Consider the following 24,874-nt stretch of genomic DNA (forward strand, 5'->3'; position numbering starts at 1 on the left):
ATCCATAACCCCAGCATTCGCGCCATCCACACGCCAGCACAGGGAGTATGGATTCCGGGCCTGCGCCAAGAGGCGCATCCCGGAATGACGGTGATTGAGTCAGCCCGCTCACCGCCCCTTGAAATTCGCAACGCGCCGCTCCTCGGTCGCCTTGACGCCTTCCTTGAAATCCTCCGTGGCGCGCAGGCGGGTCTGTTCGGCGAGTTCGTGGTTGGTCGCGGCCATCACGCGGTCGGCCAACCCTGCGCGCATGGTGGCGCGGGTCGAGAGCAGGCCGAGCGGCGAGCATTCGGCGATCTCGGACGCGAGTTTTAGCGCCTCGGCGCGGACCTGATCCTGCGGCACGCAGAGGTTGGCGAGGCCCATTCGGGTGGCCTCTTCACCGCCGACGCGGCGGCTGGTGTAGAAAATCAGCTCGGCGTTGTTTTTTCCCACCAGTTCGGGAAGCGTCGCAGTCAGCCCGAAACCGGGATGAAATCCGAGTTTTGTAAAATTGGCGGCGAAGCGCGCCTCGGGACAGGTGACGCGGAAATCCGCCGAGACGGCAAGGCCGAGACCGCCGCCGATCGCGGCGCCGTGCACGGCGGCGACGATCGGTTTCTTGTTGCGGAAGATGCGCACCGCCTGGATGTAGAGATGGTTGATCTGGCCGAGGCTGGATGCCGGATCGGAGTTTTCGCGCGCCTCGGCTTCCTGCCGCGCCGGGTCGCTGAAATTGGCGCCGGCGCAGAACGCCTTGCCCTGCGCCGCGAGCACCGAGGCGCGGGCTTCCGGATCGTTGTCGATGTCGGTCAACGCATCCGCGATCTGGTTGATCAGGGAAATATCGAAGAAGTTCAGCGGCGGTCGCTGAATTTCGATCGTGGTGACGTGGCCGGTCTTCTCGACGCCGATGTCTTTGAACTTGCTCATGACGTTCTCCGATAAAAGTTCGTTGCGATACGTGTCCGAATCTCTCCCCCGTCATGCCCGGGCTTGTCCCGGGCATCCACGTCTTTTCGGAATCCAAGACGTGGATGGCCGGGACAAGCCCGGCCATGACGCAACGAAACGTCGAACGTCTCGCCGTCAAAAATCAGCGCAGTCCAAGTCCGCGCGCGATAATGCCGCGCAGCACTTCGGTGGTGCCGCCTTGGATCGTCAGCTTGGGCGCGGTCTTGATGGCGAATGCCAATTGATCCTCCAGCGTCGCATGATTGGAGGCGTCGGCATCGACGAAGGCCGCCAGTTCACGCACCCGGTGCGGCAACTGCTGCTCCCAGATGGTGCCGATGTCCTTGACGATGGAGGCTTCCACCACCGGCTCCTTGCCGGCCTGCAGCATGCCCGCGACCGAGACCGACATCCGCCGCATGGTATGCAACTGCGCCACCAGCTTGCCGATGCCTTCCGCGCTTCGCGCATCCGGCTTCGGTCCCACCGCGCGGACCAACTCGGTCAGCACATAATAGGTTTCCAGGAAGCGTTCCGGTCCGCTGCGTTCATAGGCCAATTCAGAGGTGGCCTGCTTCCAGGCGCCGTCGATTTCGCCCAGCACGTGATCGTCGGGCATGAAGGCGTCGGTGAACACCACCTCGTTGAATTCGAACTGGCCGGTGATCTGGCCGATCGGATTGACGTTGATGCCCGGCGTTTTCATGTCGGCCAGGAACTGGGTCAGGCCGTGGCGGCGGTTTTCCTTGGTCGAGGGCGAAGTGCGGAAGATCGCGATCATGTAGTCCGCGATATGCGCCGATGAGGTCCATATCTTGGTGCCGTTGATCAGCCAGCCGCCGTCGGTCTTGGTGGCCTTGGTCTTGGCCGCGAACAGGTCGGAGCCGGAATTCGGCTCGCTCATGCCGATCGAGAAGCAGACCTCGCCGCGGCAGATGCGCGGCAGGATATCCATCTTGATATGCTCGGGCGCGTATTTCAGCAGCACCGGCCCGCTCTGCCGGTCGGCGACGAAGAAGCGGCGCGTCGGCGCGTTGGCGACGCGCATTTCCTCGGTCACCACATAGCGCTCCAGGAAGCTTCGCTCATGGCCGCCATATTTCTTCGGCCAGGTCATGCCGAGCCAGCCGCGTTCGCCAACCCGGCGGGAAAATTCCGGCGCGTCGGCGTCTTCGCGGTTGGGCTTGTGCGGATCGAAGGTGCCGGCGGCGATTTCGTCGGCGAGGAAGGCGCGCACCTCTTTGCGCAGCACCTCGCATTCGGGCGGCAGGCGGATCGGATCGAAACGAAGGGCTGCGGTCATGTTGGATCTCGTCTCATGCAAGCCTGTTGAATGTCAGCGCGACGCTACCAGCGGCCACAGCTCGTCCGCGCCGCGCGCGGCGACCATCTTGCCGAGTTCCACGGCCCAGTAGCTTTCGTGACCGAAATCGTCGCGCCACGCCAGCGCGCGCAAGGTATAGCGATGCAGGGTGTGCTCGATGGTGAAACCGATCGCGCCATGCACCTGATGCGCGATCGCGGCGCCCTTTTCGGCAGCCTCCGAGCAACGGATTTTTGCCGACGCCGCCTCGAGATACACGGCGTCATCGAATGACGTGCCGTTGGCGATTGTATCGGCGGCCGAGCTTGCAGCCGCGAGCGCTGCCGCGGCCTCGCCGGCGAGTTTTGCCAGATTGTGCTGCACCGCCTGGAATTTCGAAATCTTTTTCTCGAACGCGACACGTTCATTGGAATAGCGCACGCTGATGTCGAGCATGGATTCCAGCGCGCCCGCGATTTGCAGGCTTCGCGCCACCGCGCCCATCAGCATCAGCGAGGTCTGGTCAAAATCCTTCGAGGCCGGCTTGACGGCGATGGGCCGCACATTGTTGAACGTCACGATGTCGCTGGCGTCGCTGGCAAGATTGAGCCCGTGCTCGATCCGGCAGGAAGCCGCATCGACCAGCGCGATCGAAAGGCCGCTCGTGCGCGACGCGAGCACGGCGATATGCCCGGCGGCCTTGGCAAAGGGAATGCCGCGCGCGCGTCCCGACAGCGTGCCATCGGCATTGAGCGAGATGCGATCCTTCGGGCTTGCGGGCGCCACGGTCATCGCGCCGTCGGGCGAGGCAATCTTGGCCTGCGCCAGCAGCCATCCCGCCAGCATGGTTTCGGCCAGCGGCACCGCCACCGCGAAACGCCCGGCCGAGCTCAACACGCTAAAACCTTCCGCGAGGCTCGCACCCGAGCCGCCGCAATCTTCCGGCACCCATGACAGCGGCAAGCCGGTTTCGGTCAGCGCCTGCCACAGCGGCGCTTTCCAGCGGCCTTCCTTGTCATTGTTGATGGTCTGGGCGTCGGCGAGATCGGCGAAAATTCGCTCCGCGGTCTCGGCGACAATATTCTCACTCTCCACAGCATTCCCCGTTTTGCGTCAAGCACACATCTCATTCGGCTGAAAAGCCGGGCATGGGGTGCTGCCTTTTCTTGGCATCCATGATGGGGAAAAGCGTCGTCGATGACAAGCGCCGATGTCCGCCGGGCGGCATGCAACGGCGTCATGATCGGGTTTCCGGAGCAGTTATTCCGCACAACGGAGAAACCCAACTTGTTCCCAATTCGCCAGCCGCTATGCTAGATCGCCATCACGGCAGCGCCGGGCGCACAATCAAGAAATAGGGAATGCAGATGTCTGAAGACGGTATGTGTGTGGTGATCACCGGCTCGGCGTCCGGCCTCGGCGCGGCGACGGCTGCCAGTCTTGCAAAGGGCGGGGCGCGTATCGTCATCAATTATGCGTCGAGCCAGAAGGAAGCCGAGCAGACCGCCGACCTCTGCCGCACGGCAGGCGCCGAGGTCGTCGTGGTCCAGGGCGACGTATCCCGCGACGAGGACTGCAAGAAGATCGTCGCGGCTGCGGCGCCGTGGGGACGGCTCGATGCCTTGATCAACAATGCCGGCACCACAAAACACATGGCGCACGGCAATCTCGACGGATTGTCGGCGGAAGATTTTCAGCGCTTGTTCGGGGTGAATACCATCGGCCCGTTCCAGATGATCCGGGCGGCGCGCTCGCTGCTGGAGGCGGGCGCCAATGCCTCGGGCCGTCCGTCGGCGGTGGTCAACGTCTCCTCGGTTGCCGGCATCAGCGGGGTCGGCTCGTCGGTCGCCTACGCCGCGAGCAAGGGGGCGCTGAACACCATCACGTTCTCGCTGGCGCGTGCGCTGGCGCCGCTGATCCGCGTCAACACCGTATGTCCCGGCTATATCGATACGCCGTGGTTCACCAAGGGCCGCGGCGAGGCCGGCGCCAAGCAGGTGCGCGACATGGTGGTCGGAAAAGTGCCGCTCAAGGTGGCGTCGACCGCGGAAGACGTCGCGGCAGTCGTTTGCTTTCTCGCCACATCCGCCTCGAGCAACATGACCGGCGAGCTGGTCCGCATCGATGCCGGCTTGCATCTGGTGAATTAGCGCGGGTGGTGTGTCTTCACCTCTCCCCTGCGGGGAGAGGTGTAGGGTCGCAAACGGGAGATGCCAGCATGATCGCGACAAAGCCCATCGGCGTGGCCGGCGCCGGCAGCATCGGCTGTTTTGTCGGAGGTGTTCTTGGCGATGCCGGCCGCCGCGTGTTGCTGCTCGCGCGCCCCCGCGTGATCGAAGAAATCGATAGCAACGGCTTGAGGGTAACGAGCTTCGAGGGTTTTGATCGAAAGGTCACATCGAGCCAGTTGTCGCTCTCGGATGATCCCTCGATTTTCAACGATGTAGGCGTTGTGCTGGTGACCGTGAAAAGCACCGACACGGCCGGTATCGCCGACCTGATTGCGCGGCACGCGCCGCCTGACGCGGTGATTGTCAGCTTGCAAAATGGCGTCGGCAACGTTTCCGTGCTGCGCGAGCGATTGCCGGGGCGCCGCGTGCTGGCCGGCATGGTCCCCTTCAATGTGATCGCCTTGGGCGAGGGGCGATTTCATCGCGCGACTTCCGGCGATATCGTCATCGAGCAGGACCAGGCCGGCACCGCTGTGCAGCTCTCGGTCCCCGGCCTCATTATACGCGCTTCCGACAACATCGTCGGCGTGCAATGGGGCAAGCTGCTGCTCAATCTCAACAACGCGCTGAACGCGTTGTCGGACCTGCCGCTGCGCGAGCAGCTTGCGCAGCGGTCGTGGCGCGCGTTGTTCGCGGACCAGATGGCGGAAGGGCTGGCGGCGATGAAAGCCGAAGGGATCAAGCCGGTCGCCTCGACGCCGATCCCGCCGGCCTTGACGCCGCATCTGCTGCGGCTGCCGGATGCCGTGTTTCGATTGCTGCTGGGCCGAACGATGAAGATCGATCCCGAGGCGCGCTCCTCGATGTGGGAGGACCTGCGGCGCGGCAGGCGTACCGAGATCGACTATTTGCAGGGCGTCATCACGCGAATCGCCGAACGGCGCGGGCTGACAGTCCCGCTTTCCGAGCGCATCGCGGCATTGATCAAGCGTGCCGAGGCCGACGGCAAGGGCTCGCCGCGGCTGCGGCCGGATCAAATTCGCGTCAGGTAGGCATCGGCTTGCCTTGAAATGGCGATGATCGCCAACGAATAAAACGAGCGTACCAGCAGCGGCGAATGCACGCCGCCTGAAAGGATGCGATATGAAACAATTTTACGGAGCAGTCGCTCTGGGTGCCGCGCTGATCGGCGGCGCCGCGGCCGGGCCGGCGATCGCCGCACCGCCAACCGTGGTCCCTTCGCCCGGTTACGACGCGCGGTTGCAGGAGCAAAGAGCGGCGCAGGCGGCTCAATCGCCGAGGCCGGCTTATGATCCGGCGCCGCGCCGGAAGCCGAGACCGCATCGCAGCGTGCCACGGTGATGCTGTGGCGTCGGTCGGCCGCATGAAAATCTGGATCGCGGCCGTCGGCCTTGTTCTCGGCATTTCGGTGCCCGCGCTCGCCAGCGATTACGCCGGCCAGATCAGCGCCTATCGCCGGGGGCACGGACTGTCCGCCGTGCGGGCCGATGGCCAGCTCGCCGCGGCCGCGCTGCGGCAGGCGCAGGCGATGGCCAGCAGCGGGACCATTAGCCACTCCGCCGCCGGCAGTTTTTCCTCGCGCGTCGCGGGGCTGCGCAAGTCCCGCGCCGCCGAAAATATCGCGGCCGGATTTCTGACCTTTGCCGAGACGCTCAAGCAATGGCAGGACAGCGCCGGGCATCGCACAAACCTGCTGATGCCGGGCGCCAGAAAGGTCGGGGTGGCTTCGGTCGCCAACGCGCGATCGCCCTATCGGAAGTTCTGGGCGATGGTGATCACTGATTAGACGTCGCAAATTCGCTCGAGGGCCGGCTGCGTTTGGCCTTGTCCGGCGATGAACCGAACAGCTTCTTGAAGTCCTTGATGCCCTCGGCAAGCCTCGGCCAGTTGCAGGAAAAGGAATCGCTGGCGCAGCTTGTATTCCTCGGCCGCGAGCTCGCACTGCCCACCGTGGCGGCACGCGGCTTGCTGGCCGGCAGGGGAACTGCGGACTTCTTTTCGGCTTCCGGCGCAGCGCGCTGCAATTGCTGCTGCTTTTGCGAGAATGCGGCGGCAATCGCGCTTTGCCGTTCCCGGGCGAGATAGTCGGCATATTGCTGGTCGATGTGTCGCTGTTCTTCCGGTGTCGGGTTCGGACCCGCGATGTCGAAATGCCGGTTCTGCATGAAGTCGAAATAGCTGTAGCCGCCGCCCGCCTTGCGCCGCCCGGCAAACTTCACACCGCAGTCGGACAGTTGCGCCGCCTTGGCCTCCTTCGAGGCCGCCTTCTCCGCACGTTCGGCGCATTCCTCATAGTCGGCCGGCGCGCGGGCGCCCCACCACTGCGCGTGCGAGCGCGCCGGGACCAGCACGGCGCAAGCGACGATCGCGGCAACCAGCAGCGTGGATTTGCGTGACTCGTTCACAGGCAATTTTCTCAATGCACGGGGCCGGCAATTTACCGCCTTTAGGGCGCCGATGTTAGCCCGGAACTATGGCGGCCTGCCGTTTTCGAGAGAGGTTCCAGGGTGGCGATTCCGCTAATGCTCTGATATGCAGCTTTGCAAGGCCCGCGCTTTGTCGAAGGTCTTCGGTCCCGTAGCTCAGCCGGATAGAGCGGCGGTTTCCTAAACCGTAGGTCGGATGTTCGAGTCATCCCGGGATCGCCAATCTTTCAGCCTGTGTTGCTGCCATTGGGGAGGGACGTGTGCGTATCGCCGTGATCGGCGGAGGCCCCGGCGGTCTCTATTTCGCCTATCTGTGGAAGAAGCGTCACCCGGACGCGCCGATCGATCTGTTCGAGCAGAATGCCGCCGGCGCCACCTGGGGGTTTGGCGTGGTGTTCTCCGAGCAGGCGCTGGAATTTTTGCGCGCCGACGATCCCGAGACGGTCGACGCCATCGCGCCGCGGATGCAGAGCTGGAGCAACATCACGCTACATCTGCGCGGCGAGCGCGTCGAGATCGATGGCGTCGGATTTTCATCGATCGGCCGGCTCGATCTGCTCGGCGTCCTGCAGCAGCGGCTTCGCGGCGTCGGCGTCACGCCGCAATACGATACGCTGATCGCGTCGATGGACCAACTCGCCGGCTACGACCTGATCGTCGCGGCGGATGGCCTCAACTCGTTTGTGCGGCGCTCGTTCGAGGGCGATTTCGGCAGCTCGGTGTCGTACGCCGCCAACAAATTCGCATGGTATGGCACCAGCAAGCGATTCGAGACGCTGTCGCAGACCTTTGTCGAGACCGATCTCGGCGCCTTCAATGCGCATCACTACAGATACGCGCCCGACATGAGCACCTTCCTGGTCGAATGCGACCGCGCCACATGGCGCCGCTATGGTTTCGCGGACAAAACGGCCGAGCAATCCAGGGCCATTTGCGAACAGGTATTTGCCGGCACGCTCGACGGACATCCGCTGGTTTCCAACAAATCGGTGTGGCGCAATTTTCCGTGGATCTGGAACGAGCACTGGTCGTTCCAGAACATGGCGCTGATCGGGGACGCACTGCATTCGGCGCATTTCTCGATCGGGTCGGGCACGCGGCTGGCGATCGAAGACGCCATCGCGCTGGTCAAGGCGCTGGAAGCCGAGCGCGATCTTGCCCCAGCGCTGGCGCGCTACGAGGCAATGCGCAAGCCGGTCGTGAAGAAACTGGTCACGGCGGCGCGCACCAGCGCCGACTGGTACGAAAGATTTCCCGAGCACATGAAGCTCGGCCTGATGGATTTTGCCTACAGCTACATCACCCGTTCAGGACGGATCGATGATGCGCGGCTGCGCGCGATGTCGCCGCTGTTCATGGCCCGGTACGAAGCATCGCGCGGGGAGCGTGCATTGCAGAGCAGCGGCAACAAGGTATGAGCGCGCAGAACAAGACGCGCGAGATCGCAGACAGGGTGCCGTCCGACAGCCCCGGCACTTTGGAAATCGGTTTCGCTATTCCGCAAGCTTACAACGCCAGCCGCATCCTGTTCGACAATCTTGCCGGTGGCAGGGGTGACAGGCTTGCGATCGTCGGGCCGGCTGGAACGCGAACGTACGCCGAGCTTTGCGCCGACGCATCGCGATGGGGACACGGTTTTCAATCGCTCGGATTGCAGCGCGGCGATCGCATCCTGATGTTTTGTGACGATACGCCGGCCTATCCGGCCGCGTTCTTCGGCGCGGTCCGCGCCGGCTTCGTGCCGCTGCTGATCAATACGCTGACGCCGCCCGATCTGCTGCAGTTTTACCTGTCGGATTCGAACGCCTCGGTCGCCGTCACCGACGCGGAATTTTGCGGAAGGTTCGATGCCGTGGCTTTGCAAGGATACGCCGTTGCGCATGCTGATCGTCGTCAACGGCGTTGCGGCAGATCATGCGGTTCCGGATGCCATGGCAGCGGAGCAGTGGCTGCCGGACTTTCCCGACGATCTTCCGGAAGCCGACACCCATCGCAACGAGATGGCGTTCTGGATGTATTCGTCGGGCTCGACCGGCCGGCCCAAAGGCATCGTTCATCTGCAGCACGACATGGCCTACAGCGAGGCCGCGTTCGCGCGCAACGTGCTGACGCTCGAGCCGGACGATATCTGTTTTTCGGTGCCGAAGATTTTCTTCGCCTATGGTTTTGGCAACTCCATCACCTTTCCGTTTTCGGCAGGTGCTGCGACGCTGCTGCTGCCGGGCCAGCCGAAGCCGGCGGCGATTTTCGAGGCGATCGAACGCTTTCGCCCGACCGTGTTCTTCGGATTGCCGACGCTCTATACGTCGCTGACCAAAGCCGAAGGCGCGTCCGCGACGGATTTCTCGTCGCTGCGGATGGCTCTGTCGGCTGCGGAAGTGCTGTCGGCCGACGTGTTCAACGGCTGGAAGAAACTCACCGGGGTTGAGATCGTGGAAGGACTGGGTTCGACCGAGGTGCTGCACATCTACCTCTGCAATCGCCCCGACAACAAAAGGCTAGGCGTCGCGGGCCTGCGCGTTCCCGGTTACGAGGTGGTGCTGAAGGACAAGGACGGCCGCGAGGTCGGCGACAACGAAGAAGGAATCCTGTGGGTGCGCGGCGATTCCAGCACGCCGCTGTACTGGAACAGACCGGACAAGACCGCGGAGACCGTCCGCGAGGAGGGGTGGATCTACACCGGCGATCGGTTCGTGCGAGATGCCGACGGCTTTCATTTTTTCCGCGGCCGGGCCGACGATCTCATCAAGATTTCCGGGCAATGGGTATATCCGCTCGAAGTCGAGCTTTGTCTCGCCGAGCATCCCGATGTGCGGGAATGCGCGGTGTTTGCGCTGGAACTGCCGGATCGGCGCATGACCCTGAAGGCCGTGGTGGTGATGAACAAGAGCGGATTCGACACTGCCGACGCCACCCGGATACTGCAGGACTACGTCAAGGCAAAACTACTGCCCTACAAATATCCGCGCGAGATAAAATTTCTCGACGAACTGCCGAAAACCGGAACCGGCAAGATCGATCGCCAGACGCTGCAAAAAGCGTAAGCAGCATTGGCAACGAGGTTGGTTGGCTTGCTCAGCTGGCTCTGGCCAATCTCCATCGCGCCAAGACCCCCATCGCCGCCCCAAAAATAATGAACAACGCCAACGTCCACAGCAGCAGCGAAACACCGTCCCGCAAGCCGAACAGGCCACGGCCCACCAGGGGGAAGCCGACCAGCATGACGGCAAGCCAGAAAACCATGAGGCAGGCGATGCCGGTCAGGGGCGTAAAGCGCGGTGTCAGCCGGCCGTAGATCAGCCCGATCGCCGATCCTGCCGCGATGTGGTTTACGGCGCCGATCGCCAGCGCCGCTCCGGGATATTTCAATGGATCGACGATGAAAGCCATGCCGCGAAGGTCCATCCCATCGGGAAGCAGAGACCCGGCGGCCAGCAGAAAGGCGGTCGTTCCGGCCGCGGTGACAAAGCCGGCCCACAGTCCGGCACGCATTCGAGGATTCATTTCAAAAACTCCATGATCCGCACAACGGCAAAATCAATGGCCGCCGCCGGCAGCAAGACGTGGCCGGCCTGCGGCACCGCGACCACTTGCGCATCCCGGCCGGCCAGCAGCTTTTTCAATTCTGCAATTTCGCGCGCCGCGTTCGGCACGAAGCGATCCTGCTCGCCCATCAGGACCAGCATCGGCTGCGTCACGCCGGAAATATCGGGACGGAAATCGCGGCCGATCTCCCAGGCCGTGCGTCTGACCAGGCTTGCCGGATCGCTGTCGGCGGACCATTTGAAGAACGGATGATCGTGCCCGCCGCCCACCGGCCCGCAACTCCATGCCAGCACGGGCCGGGACATCAGCCGGTAAAGCCAGCGCGGCCCCACCGATGCCAGAAAATTGTTGAGCTTCAGTTTGAAGTCGCTCAGCCTGAGAAAGGTCGAGATCAGCGCCACGCGCCGCACGGCGAGATTGTGCGCGGCCAATTGGGCGGCAATGATGGTGCCGATGGATTGGCCAAGCAGGTCGAATCCGCCGGTCATCCGGCTGCGCAGCAGATCGGCGATCCCAGCCGACAGCGCTTCCAAAGTTGGCTCTGATTCATCGGTATAATCGACGAGCACGATCTCGCGGGTCCGGGCCAATTGCTCGATCAGCGGCTGCACGCTGCCAATCGAGCCATCAATCCCCGGCACTACCACCAGCGATGGCTGCGCCGAAGCGGCGCCGAATGATTTGAGGCGTATCATGGGGTTCGAAACAAGGCGGGGTCGTCGAGACGGCGATGTCGCCGGTAGACGCCTTCCAGCCGTTGCGCACCGGCCAGCGACTCGCGATTGACGAATTCGAAGTGAGCGGTCCAGAAGCGCTGCATCATTCGGAATCCCGGCCCCATCGCCTTTTCCCATGAGCCGAAGCGGGTGCGGCCCGAGCCCAGATCTTCAAGGAAATAGGTGTGGCGGGCGTACATTCCCGGCGATGCCGTTACTTCCCAGGTGACTTTTTGCTGCGGTACGAGCTCGACGATCCTGGCCCAGGCCGGCATCCGATAGAGGTACCACCATTGGATCGGCTGGAACGCCCAGATCAGTTGCTGATCCTGCACCAGGTCGGGATTTTTCACCCAGAAAAAACACTCATTCCATTTCGGCCACCAATGCGCATGGCGAAAACACTCCCAGAGAACATCGATCGGGATGGCTACGTCCACGGTGCCGACCACCGGCACGGCATCGGTCGATTGGTCGAGAATGCGAACCCGCTCGGCTTGGGAGCTGTCAGGTGGAACGACCATGTCACGCCACCGCCGTTTGCTCGAGATGCTTCAGGATCGCCGGGAAGACGTCGCGCGCGGCATTCTTGCCGAAGATGCAATCGATATGACCGGTTTCTGCGATTTCCCGCCGCTCATAGAGGCGCGGATCGTTGACGCGCGACAACGTGGCGATGGTTTCGCGGGTACCGGCGGGAGCAAAGCAGTGATTGAGCGCGCCGTGCACGAACAGGGTCGGGATCGCGAAGTTGCGCAGGTTGGCATCCCGCAGATAGTCGTCGGTGCCGTCGGCGCGTATCACGTGGCCGGCACGGGCAATCGCCGAGAGATGGCGGAATGCCGCGATATTGGCCTTGCCGAACATCTCCGGCATGGCGTCGATGGTGGCCTGGTTGAGCTGATTGAGTTCGTAGAGTTGCCCGTACAGCGCGGTGATGCGCCGGCTGGTCAGGCTGCGGCTGCGATCCTCGGCGCGGAACGGATAAACCAGGCCGATCACTGCGTCGATGGCGCGCTGCGTCGCGGAGCGGTCCACCGTCGCGCGCGCATCGAGGGTCGACAGGCCGACGGCCTTCATCATGTCCGGCGCGCGCAGGAAAGCCAGCAGCCGCTGCGGCCACCACGGCACCATGGCGTGGGTCGAGATTTGCGAAATCGCCGCCGCGCGCACGTGCTTGAGGCCGATCAACATCGCCATCGTGAAGGTCATGGCGCCGTAGCAATGCGCCACCATCTGCACGGTATCGCTGCCGGTTTTCTGCCGCACATATTCCACCGCGGCGCGGTAGTCGTATTTGGCGACAACGTCCGCGTCGTGTTGTTCTTCGGCATAAGGAAGCTCGATGCTGGCCCGGTAGTCGAGCAGCCAGCAATCGTAGCCGGCGGCGTAGAGATATTCGAGCAGGTTGGTCTCGATGGTATCGATGGAGAAAATCAGGCTCGACACGCCAAGGCCGTGCGACAGGATGACCGGACCCTTGGTGCCTCCCTTGTAGTGCGTCAGCCGTAATTTCTTCTTGTCCTCGGTCTCAAAGAAATGCACCTCCGGTTGACCGGCACGCAGCGCCCGCTTCGGCCGGATCAGGCTCGGATCGAAGGCGGACGTCCGCGCGAACGCGCCGCCAAAACTCTGGAACAACTGGCCTGCAAAAAAGCGGCCAAACCTGCCGGTCATGGCAAGACGCGTCGCAAGATCGGGCGCGTCCGTCACCGTAAGGGTTCGCATCTGCTTGACGAAATCGGCTGCCTTGATGTGGAGCGTTCCCTCGTAAAGCTTGGGTCCGGATTCGTCGGGCCCCTGATGAATGGCAACCGCGAGCGTGGTGGCGTCCTGCCAGAGGTCGAAACCCTTGTCGTCGTGGAACTGCTTGATGCCTCGGAGAAACAAATGCCGCCCGTCGCTGGCCGTCAGCGGCATGGCGTAGTTCATCTGCTTGGTTTCGACCCGGGTGGGGTCGCTGTTGAACAGATTGAACTTGCCGCCGGATACCGTGAGCGGATCCGGTGACAGCGCCTTGGCATCGACCGTGCCGATCAGCTCGGCCTCGTGATCGCGCTCGTCCATGAACCCGGCCGCATCCGGCGCGCTGACCGTAACGACGAACGATGCGTCCGATTGCGGTCCTCCGCCAACCGGCCGGATGGTGCCGGCCATCCGCTCGGTGAAGCGGACACCGATGGTTGTGGCGGTTTCCTTCACGGCGGCCGGAGGCCGGGCCGCGGTGTCGATGGTCCGGTTCTCGCGCCGCGCCAGATGGATCATGGCGCGCTCGGCCACCGCCGAAATTGTCAGCAATGGATTGACGCCGAGCGAACGCGGCATGGCCGCGCCGTCGCACACATAGAGGCCGGCGTGAACCTCCAAGCCGGAGCTACCAGAAAACACCCGGCACTCGCCGTCGACGACGCCGGAAGCTGCATCGGAGCCCATGCCGCAGCCGCCCAGCGGATGAACCGTGATCAATCGATGCTTTAGAATGTCGGTCCAGATCGGATTCGGCACATAGGTGCCACCGGTCGCCGCGGCGGCGTCGCGGATGCGGCTTGCGATTTGTTGATAGATGGGCCTGTCGCCGACCCCCGGCCAGTCGATGCGGAGCCGGTCCTCTGCCAGCCGCATCTGACCGTCGGCGCCGTCATGCGCCATGATCAGAAAAGTCTGGGTGTGGTTGACCGCCCCGCGATACGGCCCGAGCGTCAGGCTTTCGAGTTCGCGGCCGATTTCCGCCAGCAGGTCGCCCTTGTCGGTGTCGCGGCCGAACGCCTTGGCGCCGGCGGCCATCATTGCCGGCAGGAAAGGCCCGAGCCCCCCCGGGGCTGCGCCTTCCTCGATCACCATGCCATCATCCAGGCGATCCGAGTTGCGCAGGTCGATCAGGCCGGTGATGGTCGGTCCGACCGGACGTTTGCTGGATTTCTTCGGATCATAGCTCGCCGATTCGACGCCAAGACCGATGCCGTCGATCGGAATGTCGTTGTTGTAAGCGAACGCCAGCGCATCGCCATTACCGGTAAAGCCGGCGCCGAGCCGGGGCGACAGCGGCAGGCCGTGATCGCGCGAACGCAAGAGGATTTCGGTCGAGCCCAGCGCACCTGCCCCGAGCACCACGATGCGCGCCGACACCCGGCCCTCGCTCGCGTTGAACGCGTCCCATTGGACCCCCTGCGGAACGTAGGTGACGGTCCACCCGTCGGCCTGGCGCTCGAGATGGCGAACGCGGACGCCGCAAAAGATCTGCGCGCCGCCGGCCTCGGCATCGGGCAAATAGTTCATCAGCGTGGTGTTCTTCGCACCGACATTGCAGCCCGAGCAGCAATCGCCGCACAGCGTGCATCCGCGCTGGAACACGCCGGCCGAATTGGTCCGGTCGGCGAAGGTGACATTGATCGGCGGGCGGACGGCCGGGGTGCCGAGCGCCTGTCCGGCTATTTCGAGGGCCTTCAGCTTGTTCAGATCAGGGCTGTCTTTTGGATACGGCAGCGGCGAGAGCATCGCCATGGCGCGGTCATAGCCTTCCTGCAGGTCCGCGTCGTTGATGCCGGCCGGCCAGCACGGATCGTCGAACACCCGCTTGTCGGCCTTGAGCGCCACATTGGCGTTGATCAGCGAGGTGCCGCCAAGACCGCATCCAAGCAGCACGTTCATGTCGGGATTGACCCGGAGATCGAACATGCCGAGCGCATTTCCGAGATGGCCGACATGTTCTTCGTCGATCTGAAAACTGTTGGCCGCCTTGGCCGGGGTATCCGGATATTCGCCGGGATGTCGCTCCAGGCCGCGCTCCAGGATCGCGACGCGATAGCCCATCCGGGTCAGACGCGAGGCAGCCACGCCGCCGCCATATCCCGAGCCGATCACGATCGCATCATAGGTCGGCTGCATGTCCGACAACGGCCGCGACAATCGTCTCATTGAAAAATCTCCAGGCAAAATCTGCAGGCAAGCAAGAAAATATGCGATGCGTTACGTGGAAGCCCCTGCGGATCGAACCCTAGATGCCGCCCCTGCCAATTCCTAGAGGAAATCCACGCGGCATTTAGATTTTAGTCATGAGGCCGCTTTGAAGAGGACCGGGCCGTCGTTATCCTGCAGAGCACGCTCTTACGGGTGTCCCGAAGGACGGCCGCGAACGTTCGTGGCCCATCCCTGCTGGCTCTCTAGTCATGCGCCCGGCCGGACCATTGCCGCCGAAATTATCTCGACACTTGCCGCGAAAAGCGCAGAATGGCGTCTGGGCACCAAAGGTTGTCCGGGTTCGAATTAGAAAACGGAGGCGTCATGAGAGGTTCTGTTGCTGCGATCGTTCTGGCATTGACGACGGTCATGTTGAGCGCACCGGCGCACGCGTTGAGCGGTCCGATGCCAGGCCCGCAACTGCAGAATCTTGTTCCCACCAATGTCGAGCAGGTGGTCGTCGTCCGGCGTGGCGGTGCTGTAGCGCGCGGTCCGCGCGGTGGTGTGGCTGCGGTCGGACGCACCACCGTGGTTCGTCCTCCGGGATACCGCCCAGGTGTCCGACCCGGTTATGGTCCCCGCTACGTACGTCCCGGATACCGCTGGGGCCCTGGCGGTGCGATCGCGGCCGGAGCGGCGCTTGGCTTCGTCGCCGCCGGAACCGCGGCGGCGTGGGCGGGTGCTGCGCCTGCTCCGGGCTACTGCTGGTACTACACCGATCCCAGCCGAACCCAGGGCTTCTGGGACGTCTGCCCGTAACCGAGGCTGAACGGCCTTCCTGCCAGCGTTGCGATTGAATAGCGATGACCTCATGAAGCAAAGGCGCTTTGCGAGGCGTGGTTTCTTTGCGTGAAACGTTAAGCTACGTCGCAGCACCGCGGTTCCGCCCCCGCTAAAGTCTGATGTGAAATAGATGGGCAGCCGCAGGGTTATAAATTAACCTGCTTGGAACAGAACAAAAATACGGGAGACGATGATGAGATTGGGAATGTGGCCGACTGTGGTTACGGCATGCAGCCTGTTACTGGCCGTGCCGGCGTCGGCGCAGGGCGTCAAGATCGGTATTCTGAACGATCAGTCCGGAGTCTATGCCGATTACGGCGGCAAATGGTCGTTCGAAGCGGCCAAGATGGCGGTCGAGGATTTCGGCGGCAGCGTGCTCGGCCAGAAGATCGAGATCATCTCCGCCGACCACCAGAACAAGCCGGACCTCGGCGTCAGCATCGCGCGGCGCTGGTATGAGGTCGAAAACGTCGACATGATCACCGAGCTGACGACTTCGTCGGTGGCGCTGGCGATTCACGAGCTGTCGAAGCAGATGAAGAAGATCGACATCGTGGTGGGGGCGGCGACGTCGCGCCTGACCGGCGACGCCTGCCAGCCCTACGGCTTTCACTGGGCCTACGACACCCATGCGCTCGCGGTCGGCACCGGCGGCTCGCTGGTCAAGACGGGCGGCGATTCATGGTTTTTCATGACCGCGGATTATGCCTTCGGCTACGCGCTGGAAAAAGATACCGGCGACTTCGTCAAGGCCAATGGCGGCAAGGTGCTCGGCGCGGTCCGCATTCCCTTGAATTCCTCGGACTTCTCCTCCTTCCTGCTGCAGGCGCAAAGCTCGAAGGCGAAAATCATCGGGCTCGCCAATGCCGGCCTCGACACCACCAACTCGATCAAGCAGGCGGCCGAATTCGGCATCGTCAAGGGCGGCCAGAAACTCGCCGGCCTGCTGCTGACGCTGGCCGAGGTGAACGGCCTTGGTCTTGAAGCAGCCCAGGGACTGGTGCTGACCGAGGCTTACTACTGGGATCGCGATGACAAATCGCGTGATTTGGCCGAGCGCTTTTTCAAGCGCACCGGCCGCATGCCGAACATGATCCAGGCCGGAACCTATTCGGCGACGCTGCAATATCTCAAGGCGGTCAAGGCCGCCGGCACCAAGGACACCGAAGCCGTCGCGGCCAAGCTGAAGGAATTGCCGGTCGACGATCTGTTTGGGAAGGGCAAGGTGCTGGCCAACGGACGCTATGTGCACGACCTCTATCTGTTCGAGGTCAAGAAGCCGTCGGAGTCCAAGAAGCCGTGGGATTATTACAAGCAGCTCGCCGTGGTGCCCGGCGACAAGGCATTCCCGACGGCGGCCGAGAGCGGCTGCCCGCTGACGAAGTAATCGTGTCCCGGACGCGGTGCAGCGTTCTCGACCTCGCCCCGCGAAAGAGCGGGGCGAGGTTTAAGAGGTGCCTCGCTTCGAGTTTTGATATGACGATTCAAACAGCCAAGCTTCCGCGTTCTCGCGGCGCAGTGCGTCCGAGGTTTGCCAGTCCCTCGCGAACCCAAGCGAGGGGATGGAGCGGCGGGAGGCGCCAGGGCACCAACGGGCACCCTTAGAGGCGGGATTAACGTACCCACCTCGCGCGGCAAGGTTACCGCGCGCGCCCAGTGACGTAGGGCGCAGCGCCTCCCGGCGCTCCACCTTGACCACCGGCCTGTCGACCGCTCCGGGGCGCCCCGGTCCGGCCAGCTCTCGCTCTGTCCGCTGAAGGATCGCTTCTAGAAAGCGCCCCCTCGTCGGACAGGACGCGAGCAGGATAAGGCAGGTTCTGGGGACGGGGATAGGTATCCATTCACAATTGCGTGAACGCCGGCGCACGGAGCCAGTAGGGCGCAATAAGCGTAGCGCATTGCGCCATTCGCCCTTAGACGGCGCAATGCGCTACGCTTATTGCGCCCTACGCTCGCTTCGCTCCATCCGGGCTACGAGCTATAGGCAATGACGATTCTGTCAGTACCCCGTCATCTCCAGATACCCGACGCCGCCATGGCTGCCGCGAAACCTGATCGGTCCCTCCCAATAGGAAAAGCTCGTCCCCATCCAGCTGTTCGCATTCAGCGGCGTGGTGTCGATCTTCAAGCCGCGCGTGGGAATGACGACGCTCCATTGCGTCGGTAGCTTGCGGCCTGCAACCTCGGTCGATGCCGTCGGCGTCATGTTGATCTCGGCGGATGCGATCTGCGTGGATTTGCTATCGGTGTTGATCCAGTTGCCGGAAAAATAGTTTTGCCCATCCTTCTGCCGCAGCCGAAACAGCATGAGCTTTTCGCCTGACTCCAGATGCAGCGAGAACCAGTCCCATCCGGTCTGGTCCGAAGCGAGCGGCTGGCTGCTCCACTCCCGGTCCATCCATGCCGGTCCAGTGACTTGCACCGGCCTGTCGTCGATCGTGATAATTCCGCTCGCCTTGAAAAAGGGCTGGCTGAAATAATACGACGCCTGTCCGCGCTCCGACTTCCTGCTGTAGCCGGCGTCGCCTTGCAGCACCAGCGGCTTGTCGGCGTCGAGGCGCAGCGCATAGCTGAAACCGGCGCCTGATGCCCAGAGATCGAGCGGTGCGATGGCGGTGTCCGACATGCCGTCGCGGCCGCGCATTTCCCAGGAATCGATCCAGGCGCGAAACGGTTTTGTCTCGACGCCGGCTTGGCCGACGCCGCCGCGCGCAAATGTTTCAGCATAGCGATGCGTATCGGCGTTGGTCACGGCGGCATGGCCCATCCAGACCTGCTGGTTGGCCCAGCCTTCCTGTTCGGCACCCGGCGCCATCGCCTGCCGGAACAGCGTCCACTGCGCGCCATAGGAGGCGCCGCCCGGATCCATCAAATTGGCGGTGACGTACCACCACTCGATGCGATATTCCGGATGCGCGCGGTGATCGGCCGGAAAGGTCAGCATCCTGCCGGGAACGACCGCTGCGAATCCGCTCGTCTCGCTGCCAAGTCCTGCAAACCCCTGCGCGCGCGCCGCCGTGCGGCTGCAAGCCAGCAACGCAAGTCCGCCCATGAAACCGCGGCGCGAGATTTGGAAATCAGCGTTCATTGGCAAAAACCTTTACCAAGGCCACCGGCTGCATCCGCACCAGCTTGAGAACGGGAAGCAGCGCCGCAAGCAGCGCCGCAAACATGGCCACGGCCAACAGTTCGATCAAGTGCAGCGGGAAGACATGAAACGGCAGCCGCCAGCCGAAAGCTTTCACGTTGACGATGGCGATCAGGCACCACGCCACCAGAAGGCCGAGCGGCAGCGCCAGCAGGGCGGTGATCAGCGCCATAGACATTGTCTTCAAAAGTTCGATGGCCGCGAGGCGACGCCGCGTGATTCCGATAGCCCACAGCGGCGCGAGCTGCGGCAGGCGGGAATTGCCGAGCGTGAGCAGGCTGGTCAGCAGCGCAACACCGGCGACGCCGAGCGTGAAGGCATTCAAGGCGGCGGTGACGGCGAAGGTGCGATTGAAGATGCGCTGCGATTCCGCCTTCAGCGTCGCCTGGTCCGAAAGATTGCGCCCGTCGAGGCCGAACCTGCCTTGAATTTCCGCAATCAGCGACGGCACCGCCGCGGGCGCTACGCGCAGGCCCATCCTGGTTTGAGGTATTTCGGGAAAACGTCGCAGCATCGCATCGATATTGACGCCGATCTGGCCTTTCGGGTTGCCGTAGTCGGCATAAATCCCGACAATCCGCAGCGGCCAGTTTCCCGCCGGAGCCGGCGCTTGAATGCGATCGCCGAGACCAAGTCTGCTGCGCCGTGAAAGTTGCTCGCTGATCAGCGCAGCCTCGCCGCCGCGCACGCGGTCCCAGACGTCAGCGCTGGATTGCAAGAGCGGCCAGCGATCCCGGTAGGTCGCGTGATCGGCAAAGCCGAGAATTTCCACCGGCCAGCCGTCAAGCTGCACATCGGCCCGCCCAGCCGGCAGAATCGCATCCACTTCGGGCCGCAGGCGCAGCCAGGTCTTGATCTCCGCCGCCTGCGCATCGCTGGAGGCGTTGAGATAAATATCCGCCGCCAGTCGTCCGTCGAGCCAGCCGGTGAACGTCCTGCTGAAACTCTCGACCATGGTGCTGACGCCGACATTCACCGCCAGCGCCAGCAATAGCGCCATCAAGGCCAGCGACAATCCCGACAATTGCTGCCGGCTGTCGGCCCAGAACCATGCCGCAAGCGCATCGTGCGTGCTGCGTTGGCCGAGATAAAGCGCAAAACCCAGCACCACGGGCAGACCGAGCGCCGCGCCGAGCAGCAACGCCGCCAGAACCGCGAAACCCGAGATCAGCGAATCGCCGAACCATAGAAAGGCAGCGGCGGTAGCAAATACCATGATCGCCAGCGCGCCTTGCAACAACAGCCATCGCTGCTGCGCCTGTTGCCAGGCGTAAGGCTGCGCCGCCGCGAGCACCGGAAGACGAGTCGCCTTGGTGAGGCTTGTCGCGGCCGCCGCCAGGGCGCCGAGCACGCTGATGGCGAGGCCTGCGGCCCACCATTCAGGCTTGAGTGTCAGTTGCCCGGGAATCTGCGCGCCATAGAGTCCGCGCAGGCTTGCCGCGACATCGGGCAACAAGGACGCTGCGATCAGGTAGCCGCAGACCAATCCGGCCAGCCCCGCGACCAGCGCCAGCGATACCAGTTCGATCAGCAGCACCATGTTCAGCATGCGTGAGGAAACCCCGCAGGCGCGCAAGGTCCGCAGCATCGGCAGGCGCTGTTCGTAGGCAAGGCCGATCGCGGAGTTGACGATGAAGAGCCCGACCAGGAACGACAGCAAGCCGAACGCAGTCAGATTGAGGTGAAAACTGTCGGTGAGCCGTTCGAGATCGCTTTCCGCGTCCGGTTCGACCAGACGAAGTTTGTCGCCCACCACCGCTTCGAGCGGCGCGCGGTCGCCTTTGGCCTTCCCGATCAATAGATGGGAAACCTGATCCGGAATTTTCAACAGATGCTGGGCGATGCCGATATCGACCACCAGGACGCCCGGCACGAGTTGCGGCGCGATCTTGAGCGGCGGCAGCGCGGCCACGCCGGCCATCGGCGCAGCACCTTCGCTTTGCTTGAGGTCGGACAGCGTCTCCGGCGCTACCAGGGTTTGTCCCGGCGGCATGACGAATGCTTGCAGGTCAGCCCGTCCAATCGTCGGCGTATTGCCAACCTCGGCGGGCAACGTCACGGGCTCGATGCCCAATAGCCGGAGCGATCGTCCGCCGATCTGGATGCGGCCTTCCAGAACAGGAGATACCGGCCAGCCGGCGCGGCGCAGGTCGACAAAAAGTTGCTGCGGGAATGCCGAACCGTCGCGGCCGACCAGCATCGCCGTTCTCGCGCCGCCGAAGGTCGCCGCCGCGCGATCGTAGCTCAGGCGCGCCTGCTGGTTCAGCGCCTGCACCCCGCTCCACAGCGCGGTCGCCGAGATCAGCCCGACCAGCAAGGTCGCAAGCTGCATCGGATGCCGCCGCCAATGGCTCAGCAACGCCGCAAGAATCCAGACCGCGCGGTTCATGTGATCAACCCCGCGTGGAGGTTCACCTGCCGGTCCAGCGTGGCGGCGAGACGCACGCTGTGGGTGACCATCAAAAAACCGCATCCCGTTCGCGTCACCAGATCGCGCGCGAGGCCGAGAACCTCATCCGCCGTGGCCTCGTCGAGGTTTCCGGTGGGCTCGTCGGCCAGCACCAGAAGCGGTTTGATCGCCAATGCGCGGCCGATGGCGACGCGTTGCTGCTGGCCGCCGGACAGTTGCTCGGGATAGCGTCTCAATAGAGCGCCAAGCCCAAGGCGTTTCACAAGCTCCGCCTGCCAGGCCTGGTCGTAACGCCCGGCGATGCGCGACTGAAACGCGAGATTATCCGCAACATTGAGGCTCGGGATCAGATTGAACTGCTGAAACACCAGCCCAAGCCGGTCGCGCCGCAACGCCGCGCGGCCGGCGTCGGATAGTCCCGAGACCAGCGTTTCGCCGAGCCGGATCTCGCCGCTGTCGGCCTGATCGAGGCCGGCGATCAGATGCAGCAGCGTGCTCTTGCCGCTGCCGGATTCGCCGGTCAGCGCGACGCTCTCGCCGGCCGCAATATCAAGATGCACGCCGCGCAGCACCGCGAGCTGTTCTCCGGCCGAGCGGTACGTCTTGGTCAGATTGCGGACGCTCAGCATTTCCATGTTGCGGTCCAACATAGCAATGCTTGCGCGAAAGATCACGGGCCGCCGTCAAAATGCCCGATTGCATTTCCGTCGATGCAGCGGGTAGCATCGCATCCAGGCCCGGTCACAGGGCCGCACAACAGAAAAAGCGACTTTAAGGGTTCGATCATGACCGCGCAGCCGACGCCAAAAGGCGCATGGAAAATCACCTTCCTGCTTTTTCTGTTCATGCTGGTGAATTTCGCGGACAAGATCGTGGTTGGCCTCGCCGGCGTGCCGATCATGACCGAACTGAAACTCGAGCCCGAGCAGTTCGGCCTGCTCGGCTCCTCGTTCTTCTTCCTGTTTTCCATCTCGGCCATCGTGGTCGGCTTCATCGTCAATCGCGTCGATACGCGATGGGTGCTTCTCGCGCTTGCTGTCGTTTGGGCGCTGACGCAATTTCCCATGGTCGGCGAGGTCAGTTTCACCACGCTGTTGATTTGCCGCGTGATTCTCGGCGCCGGCGAGGGGCCTGCCTTTGCGGTCGCGGCGCATGCGATCTACAAATGGTTTCCCGACGAGAAGCGAACGCTGCCGACGGCGATTCTGTCCCAGGGGTCGGCTTTCGGCGTGATCCTCGCGGTACCCGCGTTGAACTGGATCATCGTCAATCACTCCTGGCACTATGCCTTCGGCGCGCTCGGCGTGGTGGGTCTGATGTGGGTGGTGGCGTGGCTGATCCTGGGCAAGGAAGGCCCGCTGGTGCAGACCGTCGCGATGGCCGCGGCCGATCCCCACGTCCCGTATTTTCAACTGTTGACGTCGCGAACCTTCATTGGTTGCTGCGCGGCGACGTTCGGCGCCTATTGGGCGTTGTCGCTGGGCCTTACCTGGTTCACGCCGTTCATCATAAAGGGTCTTGGCTTCTCGCAAAAAGAAGCCGGCTGGATTTCAGTCCTGCCGTGGGTGTTCGGCGCGGTCATTGTGCTGCTTGCAGGCTGGATTTCTCAGGTGATGTTGACGCGGGGATTTTCCACGCGCGGCGCGCGGGGGGTGCTCGGCGCGGCGCCGTTGATTGTCGGCGGATTTATCCTGGCCGCCATGCCCTATGTCCAGGGAGCGGGCCTGCAGATTGCCCTGCTCGTGCTCGGTTCGGGGCTTTGCGGGGCGATCTATGTGGTTTGTCCGCCGATGCTAGGCGAATTCACGCCGGTGTCGCAGCGAGGTGCCATGATCGCGATCTATGGCGCGATCTTCACGCTGGCCGGTATCGTGGCGCCGCTGGTGATGGGCAGCGTTATCCAGCGCGCGGCGGTGCCGCTCGACGGCTACATGACCGGCTTCACCATCAACGCCGTGATCATGATCGCGTCGGGATTGCTCGGATTGCTGCTGCTGTGGCCCAACACCGAGCGGGCGCGCTTGTTGCTGCAGAAGCCGGAACCGAAGTTCGCCTGAGGGTTAAAAAGTAACAGCGCTAGTCGTTAGTATCGCGCCTATAGCCCAATTTCCTTGCCGCACGCACCGGCCATGGCATTGATCGAGGAGGGCGCCGACAATGGACCCGATCAGACGCACCATACTGACAACCGGCGCCGCGGCGACCGCGATGGCGGCAGCACCCCGGGCGTTCGCGCAAGCTGCCGGACAAGGAGGAACTGCGATGAGCGTTTTCGAGAAAGCCGGCGTTCGCATCCACTTCGAGGAAGCCGGTTCCGGCTTCCCGTTGCTGCTCATCGCCGGCGGCGGATTGAACTCGACGATCTCCGGCTTCAGCGACCCCAGTTCACCCTTCAACCCGATCGAGGAGTTCAAGGCAGAGTACCGCTGCATCGCGACCGACCTGCGCAACGCCTACGCCGGTCAGTCCACCGGCCCGCTCGAGATCGACCGGCCATGGGATGCCTACACCGACGACCACCTCGGTCTGATGGACCATCTGGGCATTGGCAAGTTCATGGTGCTGGGCTTTTGCATCGGCGGCCCCTTCATCTGGAATCTGCTGCGGCGGGCGCCCGATCGCGTCGTCGCCGCCGTGCTGGCGCAGCCCAGCGGGTCGCGTCCGGAGATGCGCGATCTGTTCTACGACAACAACATGAAGGGCTGGGGTCCGGAACTGGTCAAGCGCCGGCCCGACATCACGATGGAGATGGTCGATAAATTCCTGACCAGAATGTACCGCACCAACCCCGACTTCGTGTTCACCGTGACGCGGGATTTCGTACGCAATTGCCAGACGCCCGTGCTGATCCTGCCGGACGATGTCCCGGCGCATCCCTACGCGGTCGCCATGGAAGCGGCGATGCTGGCGCCGAAGGCCGAGGTGAGCATGTTCCCGTGGAAGGAGCCCAAGGAGCGGATTCCGCTGGCGCTGCGCCAGATCCATTCCTTCCTCCGCGCGCACCGGCCTGCTTGGGCTTGAAGCTCCCATGGGTGTGGTGCTTTCTTCACCTCTCCCTGCGGGAGAGGTGAAGAGAGGCGAGCGCGGCGCCTCTAACCGGCCGCCGCGCCGTACTGTTTTGCACCGTGCGCGCGCCGGCCTGTTGCTGCGTGAGGCCCGCTTTCTTCACCTCTCCCGAAGGGAGAGGTCGGATTGCGAAGCAATCCGGGTGAGGGGTTACGGACTAACGAGGGACCTTAACCCCTCACCCGCCGCGCATCTGACGATGCGCGTCGACCTCTCCCCTGCGGGGAGAGGTGAAGAGGCTGCTTGCGGCTAACCCGCAGCCGCACCGAACTCTTTTGCACCGTCGCGGGCGCCGCGCACCAGACGGCCGGGTCGCGCGCCGGTCGCCTTGCCGTCGCGTTGCGTGACCACGCCGGACACGATGGTGGCGTCATAGCCGTCGATCTGCTGCAGC

Annotated in this window: 20 protein-coding genes, 1 tRNA gene and 1 pseudogene; 11 read left to right on the forward strand and 11 right to left on the reverse strand. The window is 63.4% G+C overall.

What is annotated here, in order from left to right; genetic code table 11:
* Positions 1-108: 108 nt before the first annotated feature.
* From VGP39_RS03355 to VGP39_RS03365, 3 genes are all read right to left on the reverse strand, one after another.
* Positions 109-912, reverse strand: a complete 804-nt coding sequence (locus tag VGP39_RS03355) for an enoyl-CoA hydratase/isomerase family protein (protein ID WP_327566690.1) — start codon at positions 910-912, stop codon at positions 109-111.
* A 163-nt stretch (positions 913-1,075) separates the two neighbouring features.
* Positions 1,076-2,236 carry an acyl-CoA dehydrogenase family protein gene (locus VGP39_RS03360; protein ID WP_327566691.1) on the reverse strand — a complete coding sequence of 387 codons (1,161 nt, stop codon included), beginning with the start codon at positions 2,234-2,236 and terminating at the stop codon, positions 1,076-1,078.
* 33 nt (positions 2,237-2,269) lie between these two features.
* Entirely contained in the window at positions 2,270-3,331 is a 1,062-nt protein-coding gene (locus VGP39_RS03365; RefSeq protein WP_327566692.1) for an acyl-CoA dehydrogenase family protein, read from the reverse strand.
* 272 nt (positions 3,332-3,603) lie between these two features.
* Between VGP39_RS03365 and VGP39_RS03370 the strand changes: the two genes are divergently transcribed.
* The 4 genes from VGP39_RS03370 (at position 3,604) to VGP39_RS03385 (ending at position 6,214) form a co-directional block, all read left to right on the forward strand.
* Positions 3,604-4,386, forward strand: a complete 783-nt coding sequence (locus VGP39_RS03370) for an SDR family oxidoreductase (RefSeq protein WP_327566693.1) — start codon at positions 3,604-3,606, stop codon at positions 4,384-4,386.
* A gap of 68 nt (positions 4,387-4,454) precedes the next feature.
* Positions 4,455-5,459 carry a 2-dehydropantoate 2-reductase gene (locus VGP39_RS03375; RefSeq protein WP_327566694.1) on the forward strand — a complete coding sequence of 335 codons (1,005 nt, stop codon included), beginning with the start codon at positions 4,455-4,457 and terminating at the stop codon, positions 5,457-5,459.
* 91 nt (positions 5,460-5,550) lie between these two features.
* Positions 5,551-5,769 (forward strand): hypothetical protein, encoded by a 219-nt coding sequence (locus VGP39_RS03380; protein ID WP_327566695.1) that lies wholly within the window; start codon positions 5,551-5,553, stop codon positions 5,767-5,769.
* Positions 5,770-5,773: 4 nt separating this feature from the next.
* On the forward strand, positions 5,774-6,214 hold the full coding sequence (locus tag VGP39_RS03385) for a CAP domain-containing protein (protein ID WP_327566696.1): 441 nt from the start codon (positions 5,774-5,776) through the stop codon (positions 6,212-6,214).
* On the opposite strand, the gene VGP39_RS03390 is transcribed toward VGP39_RS03385, so the two are convergent.
* A complete protein-coding gene (locus VGP39_RS03390; protein ID WP_327566697.1) occupies positions 6,204-6,833 on the reverse strand; it encodes a hypothetical protein in 630 nt (209 codons plus the stop codon). The genes VGP39_RS03385 and VGP39_RS03390 overlap by 11 nt on opposite strands.
* Positions 6,834-6,999: 166 nt before the next feature.
* Here VGP39_RS03390 and VGP39_RS03395 point away from each other — a divergent pair.
* The 3 genes and pseudogenes from VGP39_RS03395 to VGP39_RS03405 all read left to right on the forward strand — a co-directional run bounded on the left by VGP39_RS03395 (position 7,000) and on the right by VGP39_RS03405 (position 9,898).
* Positions 7,000-7,076: transfer RNA gene (locus VGP39_RS03395), tRNA-Arg, on the forward strand.
* 38 nt (positions 7,077-7,114) lie between these two features.
* On the forward strand, positions 7,115-8,272 hold the full coding sequence (locus tag VGP39_RS03400) for an FAD-dependent monooxygenase (RefSeq protein ID WP_327566698.1): 1,158 nt from the start codon (positions 7,115-7,117) through the stop codon (positions 8,270-8,272).
* A pseudogene (locus VGP39_RS03405) lies at positions 8,269-9,898 on the forward strand (benzoate-CoA ligase family protein). The gene VGP39_RS03400 and the pseudogene VGP39_RS03405 overlap by 4 nt, the downstream one beginning before the upstream one ends.
* Positions 9,899-9,929: 31 nt before the next feature.
* On the opposite strand, the gene VGP39_RS03410 reads toward VGP39_RS03405, so the two are convergent.
* Genes VGP39_RS03410 through VGP39_RS03425 form a run of 4 tightly spaced genes read right to left on the reverse strand, consistent with a single transcriptional unit; the run spans position 9,930 to position 15,031 of the window.
* On the reverse strand, positions 9,930-10,358 hold the full coding sequence (locus tag VGP39_RS03410; protein WP_327566699.1) for a hypothetical protein: 429 nt from the start codon (positions 10,356-10,358) through the stop codon (positions 9,930-9,932).
* Complete coding sequence (locus VGP39_RS03415; protein ID WP_327566700.1) at positions 10,355-11,095, reverse strand: hypothetical protein; 741 nt, start codon at positions 11,093-11,095, stop codon at positions 10,355-10,357. Before VGP39_RS03415 ends, VGP39_RS03410 begins: the two co-directional genes overlap by 4 nt.
* Positions 11,092-11,640, reverse strand: coding sequence for a hypothetical protein (locus VGP39_RS03420; protein ID WP_327566701.1), 549 nt, complete (start codon positions 11,638-11,640; stop codon positions 11,092-11,094). Before VGP39_RS03420 ends, VGP39_RS03415 begins: the two co-directional genes overlap by 4 nt.
* A 1-nt stretch (position 11,641) precedes the next feature.
* Entirely contained in the window at positions 11,642-15,031 is a 3,390-nt protein-coding gene (locus VGP39_RS03425; protein WP_327566702.1) for an alpha/beta fold hydrolase, read from the reverse strand.
* Between the two features lie 366 nt (positions 15,032-15,397).
* Between VGP39_RS03425 and VGP39_RS03430 the strand changes: the two genes are divergently transcribed.
* Both VGP39_RS03430 and VGP39_RS03435 read left to right on the forward strand, forming a co-directional pair.
* Positions 15,398-15,832: a hypothetical protein gene (locus VGP39_RS03430; protein WP_327566703.1), complete on the forward strand. Its 435-nt coding sequence runs from the start codon at positions 15,398-15,400 to the stop codon at positions 15,830-15,832.
* Between the two features lie 217 nt (positions 15,833-16,049).
* Complete coding sequence (locus VGP39_RS03435) at positions 16,050-17,243, forward strand: ABC transporter substrate-binding protein (protein WP_327566704.1); 1,194 nt, start codon at positions 16,050-16,052, stop codon at positions 17,241-17,243.
* Positions 17,244-17,855: 612 nt separating this feature from the next.
* On the opposite strand, the gene VGP39_RS03440 is transcribed toward VGP39_RS03435, so the two are convergent.
* The 3 genes from VGP39_RS03440 to VGP39_RS03450 are packed head-to-tail and all read right to left on the reverse strand — an operon-like array spanning position 17,856 to position 22,043.
* On the reverse strand, positions 17,856-18,944 hold the full coding sequence (locus VGP39_RS03440) for a lipocalin-like domain-containing protein (protein WP_327566705.1): 1,089 nt from the start codon (positions 18,942-18,944) through the stop codon (positions 17,856-17,858).
* Positions 18,934-21,393 (reverse strand): FtsX-like permease family protein, encoded by a 2,460-nt coding sequence (locus VGP39_RS03445; protein WP_327566706.1) that lies wholly within the window; start codon positions 21,391-21,393, stop codon positions 18,934-18,936. Before VGP39_RS03445 ends, VGP39_RS03440 begins: the two co-directional genes overlap by 11 nt.
* A complete protein-coding gene (locus VGP39_RS03450; RefSeq protein ID WP_327566709.1) occupies positions 21,390-22,043 on the reverse strand; it encodes an ABC transporter ATP-binding protein in 654 nt (217 codons plus the stop codon). Before VGP39_RS03450 ends, VGP39_RS03445 begins: the two co-directional genes overlap by 4 nt.
* Positions 22,044-22,199: 156 nt before the next feature.
* On the opposite strand from VGP39_RS03450, the gene VGP39_RS03455 reads away from it, so the two are divergent.
* Positions 22,200-23,471, forward strand: a complete 1,272-nt coding sequence (locus VGP39_RS03455) for an MFS transporter (protein ID WP_327566707.1) — start codon at positions 22,200-22,202, stop codon at positions 23,469-23,471.
* 205 nt (positions 23,472-23,676) lie between these two features.
* Positions 23,677-24,435, forward strand: a complete 759-nt coding sequence (locus VGP39_RS03460) for an alpha/beta hydrolase (RefSeq protein ID WP_327566708.1) — start codon at positions 23,677-23,679, stop codon at positions 24,433-24,435.
* The last annotated feature ends 439 nt before the right edge of the window (positions 24,436-24,874 follow it).

It is taken from the genome of Bradyrhizobium sp. (assembly GCF_036009065.1).
GTDB lineage: Bacteria > Pseudomonadota > Alphaproteobacteria > Rhizobiales > Xanthobacteraceae > Bradyrhizobium.